General features: G+C 64.9%; 10 protein-coding genes. 9 read left to right on the forward strand and 1 reads right to left on the reverse strand.

The window, feature by feature from the left end:
* Nucleotide 1: 1 nt before the first annotated feature.
* The 8 genes from ftsW (at nucleotide 2) to lpxC (ending at nucleotide 9,571) form a co-directional block, all read left to right on the forward strand.
* Nucleotides 2-1,231 (forward strand): putative lipid II flippase FtsW, encoded by a 1,230-nt coding sequence (ftsW, locus tag AC3G2C_RS05615; protein ID WP_488383629.1) that lies wholly within the window; start codon nucleotides 2-4, stop codon nucleotides 1,229-1,231.
* Entirely contained in the window at nucleotides 1,228-2,295 is a 1,068-nt protein-coding gene (gene murG / locus AC3G2C_RS05620; RefSeq protein WP_488383630.1) for an undecaprenyldiphospho-muramoylpentapeptide beta-N-acetylglucosaminyltransferase, read from the forward strand. Before ftsW ends, murG begins: the two co-directional genes overlap by 4 nt.
* Nucleotides 2,292-3,791: a UDP-N-acetylmuramate--L-alanine ligase gene (gene murC / locus AC3G2C_RS05625; protein WP_488383631.1), complete on the forward strand. Its 1,500-nt coding sequence runs from the start codon at nucleotides 2,292-2,294 to the stop codon at nucleotides 3,789-3,791. The genes murG and murC overlap by 4 nt, the downstream gene beginning before the upstream one ends.
* Nucleotides 3,792-3,993: 202 nt before the next feature.
* Nucleotides 3,994-4,929 carry a D-alanine--D-alanine ligase gene (locus AC3G2C_RS05630; RefSeq protein WP_488383632.1) on the forward strand — a complete coding sequence of 312 codons (936 nt, stop codon included), beginning with the start codon at nucleotides 3,994-3,996 and terminating at the stop codon, nucleotides 4,927-4,929.
* Entirely contained in the window at nucleotides 4,926-5,663 is a 738-nt protein-coding gene (locus AC3G2C_RS05635; protein ID WP_488383633.1) for a cell division protein FtsQ/DivIB, read from the forward strand. The genes AC3G2C_RS05630 and AC3G2C_RS05635 overlap by 4 nt, the downstream gene beginning before the upstream one ends.
* Nucleotides 5,660-6,892 carry a cell division protein FtsA gene (ftsA, locus tag AC3G2C_RS05640; protein ID WP_488383634.1) on the forward strand — a complete coding sequence of 411 codons (1,233 nt, stop codon included), beginning with the start codon at nucleotides 5,660-5,662 and terminating at the stop codon, nucleotides 6,890-6,892. Before AC3G2C_RS05635 ends, ftsA begins: the two co-directional genes overlap by 4 nt.
* 118 nt (nucleotides 6,893-7,010) lie before the next feature.
* Complete coding sequence (ftsZ, locus tag AC3G2C_RS05645) at nucleotides 7,011-8,195, forward strand: cell division protein FtsZ (RefSeq protein ID WP_488383635.1); 1,185 nt, start codon at nucleotides 7,011-7,013, stop codon at nucleotides 8,193-8,195.
* A 461-nt stretch (nucleotides 8,196-8,656) separates the two neighbouring features.
* Entirely contained in the window at nucleotides 8,657-9,571 is a 915-nt protein-coding gene (lpxC, locus tag AC3G2C_RS05650) for a UDP-3-O-acyl-N-acetylglucosamine deacetylase (protein WP_488383636.1), read from the forward strand.
* A gap of 228 nt (nucleotides 9,572-9,799) precedes the next feature.
* On the opposite strand, the gene AC3G2C_RS05655 is transcribed toward lpxC, so the two are convergent.
* On the reverse strand, nucleotides 9,800-10,324 hold the full coding sequence (locus AC3G2C_RS05655; protein ID WP_488383637.1) for a DciA family protein: 525 nt from the start codon (nucleotides 10,322-10,324) through the stop codon (nucleotides 9,800-9,802).
* On the opposite strand from AC3G2C_RS05655, the gene AC3G2C_RS05660 reads away from it, so the two are divergent.
* Complete coding sequence (locus AC3G2C_RS05660; RefSeq protein WP_488383638.1) at nucleotides 10,314-11,243, forward strand: M23 family metallopeptidase; 930 nt, start codon at nucleotides 10,314-10,316, stop codon at nucleotides 11,241-11,243. The two genes, AC3G2C_RS05655 and AC3G2C_RS05660, sit on opposite strands and share 11 nt — an antisense overlap.
* Nucleotides 11,244-11,322: the final 79 nt, after the last annotated feature.

Consider the following 11,322-nt stretch of genomic DNA (forward strand, 5'->3'; position numbering starts at 1 on the left):
CATGCTCTTCGACACCACCCAGGCCAAACGACGACAGGGACCCCGCGGCAGCTTCGATATGCCGCTGGTGGTCGCGCTCGTCGGTTTGGCGTGCATCGGGGTGGTGATGGTTACCTCCAGCTCCATCGCCGTGGCCGATAGCCAGCACATCGGCGCGTTCTACTTCCTCAAGAAGCACTTGCTGTTCCTCAGCCTGGGCATGGTGCTGGCGGGCATCGCCATGCGCACCGAGCTCAAGCTGCTGGAAAAGAATGCCTACCTGTTGCTGGGCGGTGCGGTGCTGCTCCTGCTGATGGTGTTCGTGCCCGGCGTTGGCATGCGCATCAACGGCGCGCGTCGCTGGCTGAACTTCCTGATTACCAGCTTCCAGCCGGTGGAAGCGGTGAAGCTGATCATGGTGGTGTACACCGCCAGCTACCTCATCCGTCACCGCGAAAGCGTGGAAACCTCGTTCTGGGGTTTGTTCAAGCCCATCATGGTGGCCGGCATGTTCGTGGTGCTTTTGCTGCTGCAGCCCGACTTCGGCTCGGCCACGCTGATGATCGCGGTGACCATTGGCATGATCTGGCTGGGTGGCGCCAAGCCTGTGTATCTGGGTGTGATGGGCCTGCCCGTGGTGGCGCTGTTGTGGTTCGTGGCCAAGTTCGAGCCCTATCGCATGCGCCGCCTCACCTCGTTCATCGATCCGTGGGCCGACCCGTTCAACGACGGCTTTCAGCTGACCCAGTCGCTGATGGCGATTGGCCGTGGCGAATGGACCGGCGTAGGCCTGGGTTCGAGCGTGCTCAAGCTTTCCTATCTGCCCGAGGCGCATACCGACTTCATCTTCGCGGTGATTTCGGAGGAACTGGGCCTCGCCGGCATCCTGCTGGTGATGGGCCTGTTTGCGCTGGCGGTGGGGCGTGGCCTCTACATGGGCTTGAAGGGCGTGGAGATGGGCCAGCGTTTCGCTGGCTATGTGGCATTCGGCATCTCGTTGATGCTGGGCCTGCAGACCATGGTGTCCATCGGCGTGAACCTGGGTGCGCTGCCGACCAAAGGCCTGACCTTGCCGCTGATCAGCTACGGCGGCTCGTCCATCGTGCTGACCTGTGCGATGGCGGGCGTGCTGCTGCGTACCACCTACGAAATCAATCGCGCCATCGACGCGCGCCAGATGGCCGCGCGCATGCCGGCCACGGCCGTGCCCGATGCCAACCCGGCCATGGCCGGCGGAACGGTGACGCCATGAGCGCGCCGGTGCTGATCATGGCCGGCGGAACCGGCGGCCACATTTTCCCGGGCCTGGCCGTGGCCGAGGCTTTGCGCGCGCAGGGCGTGCCGGTGGTGTGGCTGGGCGCCGAAGGCGGCATGGAAACGCGCGTGGTGCCGGCGCATGGCGTGGAACTGATCACCGTGCCGGTGGGCGGCTTGCGCGGCAAAGGTTTGAAGACGCGCCTGCTGGCGCCGCTGATGCTGGCGCGTGCGCTGCTGGCCTCGTGGAACGTGCTGCGCAAGGTCAAGCCGCGCAGCGTGCTGAGCATGGGCGGCTATGTGGCTGGACCGGGCGGCGTCGCCGCGCGCCTTACCGGTCGCCCGTTGCTGGTGCACGAGCAGAATCGCGTGGCGGGTTTCACCAATCGGAAGCTGGCCGCGCACGCGCAGCGCGTGCTGGCGGGCTTCAGCGATGCGCTGCCGGGTGCCGAGTGGGTGGGCAACCCGGTCCGTGGCGCCATCGCCTCGCTGCCGGCGCCACGCGAGCGCATGGCCGGTCGTACGGGTCGCGCACGTTTGTTGGTGCTGGGCGGCAGCCTGGGTGCGCGCGCGCTCAACCTGGCGCTGCCGCAGGCGCTGGCGCTGATGTCGCCGACGCAGCGCCCCGAGGTGCTGCACCAGTGCGGCAGCCGTGGCATCGACGAGGCGCGCGAGGCCTACGCCAAAGCCGGCGTCGACGCGCAAATCGTGCCCTTTATCGAAGACATGGCGGGCACCTACGCCTGGGCCGACCTCGCGGTATGTCGCGCGGGCGCGCTGACGCTCGCCGAACTCACGGCAGCCGGCCTCGGCGCCGTGCTGGTGCCGTTTCCGTATGCGGTGGATGACCACCAAACCCGCAATGGCGAGGCGTTGGTCGCCGCCCATGCGGCCGAGTTGATGCAGGAGAAAGATCTGGACGTACAGCAGTTGGCGCAGCGCCTGGAAGCGTTGCTGGATGATCGCGAACGCTTGATCGCGATGGCAGAAGCCGCCCGTACGCTCGCCAAGCCCGATGCGGCCCAGGTGATCGCGCGCGCCTGCGTGGAGGTGGCCGCATGACGCCGCGTCGCCTGCTTGCCCATGAAGACTTGATGTCCACCTTCCGTCGCGTGCATTTCATCGGCATCGGCGGCGTGGGTATGAGCGGTATCGCCGAAGTGCTGCACAACCTGGGTTACGCGGTGTCCGGTTCGGATCGCGCCAATTCGTCCACGGCGCAGCGCCTCGCCCAGTTGGGTATCGAAGTGCACGTGGGCCATGCCGCCGAACACATCGGCGATGCCGACGTGGTGGTGACCTCCAGCGCGATTCATCAGGACAACCCGGAGCTGGTCGCGGCGCGTGCAGCGCGCATCCCCGTGGTGCCGCGCGCGGAGATGCTGGGCGAGCTGATGCGCTTCCGTCGCGGCATCGCCATCGCCGGCACGCACGGCAAGACCACCACCACCAGCCTGGTGGCCAGTGTGCTGGCGGAAGCCAACTACGACCCGACCTTTGTGATCGGCGGCCAGCTCAATGCCGCCGGCGCCAATGCGCGCCTGGGCACGGGCCAGTACCTGGTGGCCGAGGCGGACGAGTCCGACGGTTCCTTCCTGATGCTTTCGCCGGTGATCGCGGCCGTCACCAATATCGACGCCGACCACCTGGAAAACTACAACGGCGACTTCGCCCTGGTGAAGAAGGCGTTCAGCGATTTCCTGCACCGCCTGCCGTTCTACGGCCTGGCCGTACTGTGCGTGGACGATCCGGAAGTGGCGCTGCTGGCCCAGTCCACCACGCGCCGCGTGATGACCTACGGCATCGATACCGCCGATGCCGATGTGCGCGCGAGCAACCTCTCGCAGCACGGCTTTGAAATGCACTTTGACCTGTGGCTGCCCGGCCGCGCCGATGCACTGCACGTCAAGCTCAACCTGCCGGGCCGTCACAACGTGCTCAACGCGCTCGCCGCCGCCACCATCGGCTGGCAGCTGGGCGTGGAAGCGGAGGCGATCGCCCGTGCGCTGGAGCACTTCCAGGGCGTGGGGCGTCGCTTCCATCGTCGCGGCGAGATCGCGCTGGATCATGGCAGCGCCTTGCTGGTGGACGACTACGGCCACCACCCGCGCGAGCTGGCGGCCGTGTTTGCCGCCGCTCGCGGCGGCTGGCCGGATCGTCGCCTGGTGGTGGGGTTCCAACCGCATCGTTACAGCCGCACCCGCGACCTGCTGGACGATTTCGCCAACGTGCTGGCCGAGGCCGATGTGCTGGTGCTGACAGAGGTCTATGCCGCCGGCGAAGCACCGATCGCGGGCGCGGATGGGCGCGCCCTGGCACGTGCGGTGCGCGCACGCGGCAAGGTCGACCCGGTGTTGGTAGATCATCCGCGCGACCTTAAGGACACGCTGCCCGCGCTGCTGCGCGACGGCGATTTGTTGCTGCTGCTCGGCGCTGGCGATATCGGCGCGGCGGCGGTGGAGCTGGCCCAGGCTGGCCATCTGAGGACAGCAAGTCTCCCTCGCCCATCCGCGCAGTCCGCGCCGGGAGCTGTTGGCCCGCAGGGCAAGGAAGAGTGAGGGAGCGTATGTCGATACACGACCGAACGATGACGCAGCTCTGGGGGCCAACAGACCCGGCCCAGAGGGTTGCTTTCCTGCGGCTGCCAGGCGGCGCCGCGCGATTCGGTTTGGCAGCCAGCCAAACCTTCATCACACAACACCACCTGGCAGCCGCAGGAAAGCAACGCGGACCGCGCGGATGGGCGAGGGAGACTTTTCAGTGAGCAAGACGATTACCGATCCCGCCCAGTTTGGTCGTGTCGCCGTGGTGATGGGCGGCAGCTCGGCCGAGCGCGAGGTCTCGCTGGATTCCGGTCGCAACGTGCTGGCCGCACTCAAGTCGCGTGGCGTGGACGCGCACGCCATCGACGGCATCCCTGCGCTGCTCGATGCCGTGCGCGCGGGCCACTTCGCCCGCGTGTTCAACATCCTGCATGGCGGCGGCGGCGAGAACGGCGAGCTGCAAGGTGCGCTGCAGTCGCTGCGTATTCCCTTCACCGGCTCGGGCGTGCTCGGTTCGGCGCTGTCGCTGGACAAGATCCGCGCCAAGCTGGTGTGGCAGGCACTGGGCCTGCCGACGCCGCGCTTCAAGGCACTGCCGCGCGGCGCCGACGTGCATGCCGCTGCGCGTGAAGTTGGCTTTCCGCTGATCGTGAAGCCTGCCTGGGAAGGCTCCAGCGTGGGCGTCACCCGCGTATTCAAGGAGGAAGACCTGGAGGCGGCCGTGGCGTTGGCGCAGCGCTATCCCGGCGACCTCCTGATGGAAACCTTGATCGAGGGTGGCGAGTACACCGTCGGCATCCTCGGCCGCCAGGTACTGGCCACCATCAACATCGTGCCCAAGGGCGAGTACTACGACTACAACGCCAAGTACATCGCCGAAGACACGCAGTACATCTGCCCCGGCCTGCAAGGCGATGCCGAGCGCGACATGCAGGCTTTGGCCTTGCGCGCCTTCGATGCGCTCGATTGCTCTGGCTGGGGCCGCGTGGACGTGATGCGCGATCGCGATGGCCGCAACTGGCTGCTGGAAGTGAACACCGCGCCGGGCATGACCTCGCACTCGTTGGTGCCCAAGGCCGCCAAGGCCGCTGGCATCGATTACGAAACGCTGTGCTGGCGCGTGCTGGAAACCAGTTTCCGGGAGGACGCGTGAGGGGAACCATCCGCCTCGTTGCCTGGGTTTTGGCCATCGCGCTCGTGGCGCTGCCGATCGTCGGCGTGCTGCGCGGATGGTTTGCGGCCAATCGTTGGCCCGTGACCCAGTTGACGGTGCAAGCCGAGTTCAAGCATGTAACGCCGGACGAACTCCGCGCGATCGTCATGCCGCGCCTCGGCAAAGGGTTCTTCGCACTGGACCTGGACGGCGTGCAGAAGGCCGTGGCGGCGCTGCCGTGGGTGGAGTCGGTGGAAGCGCGCAAGCGCTGGCCCGATACCTTGATTCTGCGCATCTACGAGCGTCAGCCGTTTGCGCGTTGGAACGAGAACAAGCTGATCAGTCGCCAGGGCCTGGTGTTCCAGGTGCCCGACGCGGAAGCCAACACCGATCTGCCGGATCTGCGTGGCCCCGATGCGCGACTGGCCGAGGTGGTGAGCTTCTATGCCGAGACGCAAAAGGCGTTCACCAACACGCACCTGAAAATTTCCGGCGTCTCGCTGACCGAGCGTGGCAGCTGGAGCCTTACCACGAGCAATGGCGCGCAGATCATCGTGGGTGATCGCGACCAGGCCGGTCGCCGCCTGCGCCGTTTCCTCGACGTTTATCCGCAACTGGTGGCAGGCCACAGCGATGGCTTTGCCTATGCCGATCTTCGTTACACCAATGGATTTGCCGTTCGATGGCCGCCCCAGGCGAGCACCGTGAACGCTGGAGGCTCACCCCGCACATGAAGACCAAGAACGACAAGCAACTGGTGGTCGGCCTCGACATCGGCACCTCGAAAGTGGTGGCGATCGTCGGTGAGTACGAGCCGGGCGAACCGATCGAGGTGATCGGCATCGGCACGCACGTTTCGCGCGGCATGAAGCGCGGCTCGGTGGTGGATATCGAATCCACCGTGCACTCGATCCAGCGCGCCGTGGAAGAAGCCGAGCTGATGGCCGGCTGCGACATCCGCTCGGTGTACGCCTCGATTTCCGGCAGTCACCTGGAGACCAAGAATTCGCACGGAACGGCGGCCATTCGCGACCGCGAAGTCACCCCGGGCGACCTGGAACAGGTGCTGGAAGCGGCCAGCGCGGTGGCGATTCCGGCCGACCGCAAGGTGCTCTACAAGGAGTCGCAGGAGTACCGCATCGACGGCCAGGACGGCATCCGCTCGCCGGTGGGCATGAGTGGCGTGCGCCTGGAGGCGAGCGTGCACCTGGTGACCGGTGCGGCCGCCGCCGTGCAAAACATCAGCAAGTGCATCCAGCGCTGCGGCCTGACCGTCGACGAGCTGGTGCCTTCCGCAGTGGCCAGCGCCAAGTCGGTGCTGACCGACGACGAGCGCGAGCTGGGTGTATGCCTGGTCGATATCGGTGCGGGCACCACCGACATCTCCATCTATACGCAGGGTTCGATCCGCTACACCAAGTCGCTGCCGGTGGGCGGCGACCAGGTGACCAACGACATCGCTTACGGCGTGCATACGCCCACCGCGCATGCCGAGGAAATCAAGATCAAGTACGCCTGCGCGCTGGCGCAGCTGGCCCATGCAGAGGAAACCATCCAGGTGCCCAGCGTGGGTGATCGTCCGCCGCGCCGCCTGGCTCGCCAGTCGCTGGCGCAGTCGGTGCAGGCGCGCTACGAGGAAATTTTCGAGATGGTGCAGGACGAGCTGCGTCGCTCCGGCTACGAAAGCCTGGTGGCGGCGGGTGTGGTGCTCACCGGCGGTGCCTCGCGCATGGAAGGTGCGCTGGAGCTGGCCGAGGAGATCTTCCACAAGATGGTGCGCATTGGCGTGCCGCAGCACGTAAGTGGCCTGGGCGAAGTGGTGACCAATCCGCTGCATTCCACTGGCGTGGGCCTGCTGCTGCATGGCGCCCGCGCGGGCGGCGTGCGCATGAGCAGCCCGTCGGGCGGCAGCGTGGGCGGGCTGGTCGACAAGTTGCGCGGCTGGATTACCAAGAATTTCTGATTTGGGCAGGGCAGGGAGCCTTGCCTTGGACGAAGGGATGTTCGTCCACCACCAAGGGGCGACAGGAACGTCGACACCTGCGGTTACAACGACAACGATGCTCTACGGAGGACGGGAAATGTTTGAACTCATCGAAAAACTCGCACCGAATGCAGTAATCAAGGTCATCGGCGTGGGCGGCGGCGGCGGTAATGCCGTGGCGCACATGCTCAACGCAAACATCGAGGGCGTCGAATTCGTCGTCGCCAACACTGACGCGCAGGCCATGAAGAGCTGCGGCTCGCGTACGCACCTGCAGTTGGGTGCCAACGTGACCAAGGGCCTGGGCGCAGGCGCCAACCCGGAAGTGGGTCGCCAGGCCGCCCTGGAAGATCGCGAGCGCATCGAAGAAATGCTCGAAGGCGCCGACATGGTGTTCATCACCGCCGGCATGGGCGGTGGCACTGGCACCGGCGCCGCACCCGTGGTGGCCCAGCTCGCCAAGGAGAAGGGCATTCTCACCGTAGCGGTGGTCACCAAGCCGTTCCCGTTCGAGGGTCGCCGCCGCATGCAGGTGGCGCTCAAGGGCATTGAGGATCTCTCCCAGCACGTCGACTCGCTGATCACCGTACCGAACGAAAAGCTGCTGTCGGTGCTCGGTCGCGAAGTGACCCTGCTGAACGCTTTCAAGGCCGCCAATGACGTGCTCCAGGGCGCCGTGCAGGGCATCGCCGACCTGATCACCGCCCCGGGCCTGATCAACGTCGACTTCGCCGACGTGCGCACCGTGATGTCCGAGATGGGCATGGCGATGATGGGCTCGGGCACTGCCCGCGGCGACGATCGCGCTCAGGCAGCTGCCGAAGCGGCCATCAACAACCCGCTGCTGGAAGACGTCAATCTCAACGGCGCCTGCGGCATCCTGGTAAACGTCACCGCTGGTCCGAACCTGACCATGCGCGAGTTCGACGAGATCGGCCGCGTGATCCACGATTTCGCCAGCGAAGACGCCACCGTGGTCATGGGCACCTCGCTCGACCCGGAAATGCAGGACGACGTGCGCGTCACCGTGGTGGCCACCGGCCTCAACCGCGCCGCCGCTGCCCGCCAGCCGGCCCGTCCGGTGGTGACCCAGCAGGTGGAAATGCGTCAGCGTCCGCGTCCGGTGGTGCTGCGCACGGGTACCGGCAACGAGGTGGTCGACTACGCCTCGCCGGAGCCCACCACCACCAGCCGCGTCGAAGCCAGCTCGGCCGCCAAGAGCGCCGATCCCAGCTTCGATTACCTGGATATCCCGGCCTTCCTGCGTCGTCAGGCGGACTGAGGAAGCTGACAGGGCAAATAATTTGAAGAAAAATTGAACAAAACGCCGGTTTCACTTGTCAGTAACGAATCGCGTACGACGTCGCCCTGGCGACTTCGTACCTGTGGGCCTATTCCGCATGGGCGGGCAAGGTCATCTGTTTCTGGCTTGCGGCGTTTGGTTCTTGAGCGCGTAGGGCTTCAACGACGTGCCTCAGGGATGACGCACGACCGGCGGGAATGAATCCGGCTGGTCCAGCGTCCCGCACCGGATCCCGTCCCGGTGCGGGACGTTGCGTTACATCCAAGTCATTGAAGTTGTTAGGGAAAATGCTGCTCACCCCATGAACGACATTTGTTCATGAATGAAAGGAAGATGAAAGGGTGTGCAGGATGTGTGGAGTGGATTGCCTTTTCACAGGTTAAGACTGTGTTAGCATCCGTCCCCTAATTTGGCTGCTGCCCCTTACAGGTACCAAAAAAATGATCAAGCAGCGTACGCTCAAGAACATCATTCGCGCCACCGGCGTCGGTCTGCATACCGGCGACAAGGTGTACATGACGCTTCGTCCCGCTGCCCCGAATACGGGCATCGTGTTTCGCCGTACCGATCTCAACCCGCCCGTGGAAATCCACGCCCGCCCGGACAACGTGGGCGATACGCGTCTTTCCACCACCCTGGTCAATGGCGACGTGCGCGTCTCCACCGTGGAGCATCTGCTCTCGGCCATGGCCGGGCTGGGCATCGACAACGCCTATGTCGACCTCTCGGCGCCGGAAGTGCCGATCATGGACGGCAGCGCCGGTCCGTTCGTGTTCCTGCTGCAGTCGGCGGGCATCGAAGAGCAGAACATCGCCAAACGCTTCATCCGCATCAAGAAGCCGGTGAAGGTGCAGGAAGGCGACAAGTGGGCCAGCTTTGAGCCGTTCGAAGGCTTCAAGGTTGGTTTCTCTATCGAGTTCAATCACCCGATTATCAGCAAGCGCACCTCCAAGGCGGAGATCGACTTCTCCACCACTTCGTTCGTGAAGGAAGTGAGCCGCGCGCGCACTTTCGGCTTCATGCGCGATATCGAGATGCTGCGCGAGCACAACCTGGCGCTCGGTGGCTCGATGGACAACGCCGTGGTGCTGGACGACTACCGCGTGCTCAACGAAGACGGCCTCCGTTACGAGGACGAATTCGTCAAGCACAAGATCCTGGACGCCATCGGCGACCTGTATCTGCTGGGTCACAGCCTGATCGGCGCCTACTACGCGCACAAGTCGGGCCACGAGCTCAACAACAAGCTCTTGCGTACCCTCATGGCCGACGCCTCGGCCTGGGAAGAGGTCAGCTTTGCGGACGATCCGGCCACCGCGCCGATCTCCTACGCCCATCCGGCTCAGGCCATCTGATACTCGCCTGATCGGCTAAGTCCTCGACAAACCTGAATAAAGCAATGAGCCGCGTCCTAGGGACGCGGCTTTTTGTTTTGTGATATACCTCTCCCCTTCCATCGGCGGCGGCTCACGTACTGACCATGAAGGGGTCTTTCCGAGCGATGGGGGCGTGGTATAAACCCGGCTGCCCTGGAGTTAGGGGCGGCGGAATTCACCCGCCATGGTTTGGGCGGGCAAGGCGAATCAGTCCTTGTCGGCCGGCTTGGAATCAGAAACTTCGGCGACGGACGCCAGCTCGAGGAACAGTTCCCGTAATTCGGGGTCTGTGGTGGATGCCGCGGCGACTTTCAGGTGAGAGGCGGCGGCAGGCGAAAGCGGTTTGGACCGATCCGGCACGATTTCTGTCGGCAAGGGGGGAGCCACTTTCACGGTGACTGCATTGGCGTACGCGCCCACAGCGCGTGCGGACGAGAGGATTTGCGTCTGGAGCAGACGCAGCCTGGCGGCCAGAGCCGGTGTGGGAGCCAGAAAAATGAGACGGCCGTCTTGCAGGTTGGCAAAACGAACCTGCTCGCGGAGTGGTGACGGCAACGTCTGGCGCAGTGCGCGATCCAAAGCTTCCAGCTCACGGGCCTTGCGAGCCAGTGCAGCGATGGGGCCGAACGCGGTGACGGGCGTGAGTCCGGATCCGGCGCGGCGATAAGGTTTGGGTGTGTCGCCCTGCATGAGTGCCGACATCTTCTGACGTAAGAACAACATGCAAATCATACTTGTGTCCCGCACCAAAAAGGTGCCCAAAACCTTCAATCTCGCGGACCGGCGCTTGCGCTGGCGCTTGTTGGGTCTGGCGGCAGCGGCGGTGTTGGGATGCGCTGGCCTGGGTGGTGCCCTGGCCATGGCGGTAGCCAACCCGCACGACCGTGCGCTATCGGAAATCCGCCGCTTGCACCAACAGGTGCAGCAGCAGGACCTGCAACTCGCCAGCGTGCGTAAGGACGCCCAGCGCGATATCGACGCATTGGCCGTCAAACTCGGTCAGTTGCAGGCGCAATCGACGCGATTGAATGCTTTGGGCGAGCGCCTCACGCAGGTGGGCAAGCTGGACGATGGCGAGTTCAATTTCGACCAGACGCCCGCGGTGGGCGGTGTCGAGGACGGTGCCGACAGCGGTTATGCGCTGCCCACCACGCTCGACACCAGCATTAACCAGTTGGCCAACCAGTTCGACAGCCAGCAGGTCCAGCTCTCCGCGCTGCAGAGCCTGCTGCTCGATGCCAAGATCGAATCCAATCTCAAGCCCACCGGCATGCCGGTCGAGGGCTACATCTCTTCCTATTTCGGTGGTCGCCCCGACCCGTTCAGTGGGCATAGCGCGTACCACACAGGGCTGGACATCTCCACGCCCACCGGCACGCCGGTGCGTGCCGTGGCCGAAGGTATGGTTACCTATGCAGGCCTGCGCACAGGCTACGGCGAGGTGGTGGAGATCGACCACGGCAACGGCTACATGACCCGTTACGCGCACAACAGCAAGCTGGAAGTACGCCCGGGGCAGCGCGTGCGTGTGGGCGACGTGGTGTCCGAAGCCGGCTCCACGGGGCGCTCCACTGGTTCGCACGTGCATTTCGAGGTTTGGTACAAGGGCCGCGTGGTCAATCCGCTGGCTTTCGTAAAAAATCATCGCTGAGCGCGGCTTCAACGCAGCGAGCGCGGCCCTTGAAAGCGCGCCGCCGCGCCGCCACACCTGCTCAATGACGATGATCCGG

This window comes from Frateuria sp. sgz306004 (assembly GCF_057750885.1).